Here is a 624-nt window from a genome sequence, read left to right as displayed (position 1 = left end):
GAAGCCGGTGGGGTAACCCGCAAGGGAGCTAGCCGTCGAAGGTGGGGTAGATGATTGGGGTGAAGTCGTAACAAGGTAGCCGTATCGGAAGGTGCGGCTGGATCACCTCCTTTCTAAGGAAATACCCGGACCCGATGAGGTTCGGATACAAGTTATCGGTATATGGCGCTTTGAGCGCAAGACGTGAAAACCATTTGTTCAGCTTTGATGGAATTTGTATGGGGCCATAGCTCAGCTGGGAGAGCGCCTGCCTTGCAAGCAGGAGGTCAGCGGTTCGATCCCGCTTGGCTCCACCAACAACTTTTATCAATTTGCACCTTGAAAACTGGATAACGAAAGAAAAAGAATTGCTGAAACATCCTTTAGTTGTTTTTACGTAAGCGAGAGGTGTTTCGAATTGAAGACGGCTTTTGAAGACGTTATTTCTACCTCTAAAGGGGTTATTAATCAAAGAAATAAGGCTTCAACGACGGATCAATCGAAATCACCACGAGCARTTGGTTAAGCTAGTAAGAGCGCACGGAGGATGCCTAGGCACCAGGAGCCGAAGAAGGACGTGGCGAACAACGATACCGCCCCGGGGAGCCGTAAGCAGGCATTGATCCGAGGATTTCCGAATGGGGG

Annotated in this window: 1 tRNA gene and 2 rRNA genes; all 3 read left to right on the top strand. The window is 49.9% G+C overall.

Annotated features, from left to right (window positions below):
• Positions 1–113: ribosomal RNA gene (locus AB4Z45_RS33000) — 16S ribosomal RNA — on the top strand; the annotation flags it as partial.
• A 107-nt stretch (positions 114–220) separates the two neighbouring features.
• Positions 221–296, top strand: a tRNA-Ala gene (locus tag AB4Z45_RS32995).
• A 203-nt stretch (positions 297–499) separates the two neighbouring features.
• Positions 500–624: ribosomal RNA gene (locus AB4Z45_RS32990) — 23S ribosomal RNA — on the top strand; the annotation flags it as partial.

This window comes from Paenibacillus sp. MCAF9 (assembly GCF_052114265.1).
Classification (GTDB): domain Bacteria; phylum Bacillota; class Bacilli; order Paenibacillales; family Paenibacillaceae; genus Pristimantibacillus.
This window is presented reverse-complemented; position numbering and strand designations above follow the sequence as displayed.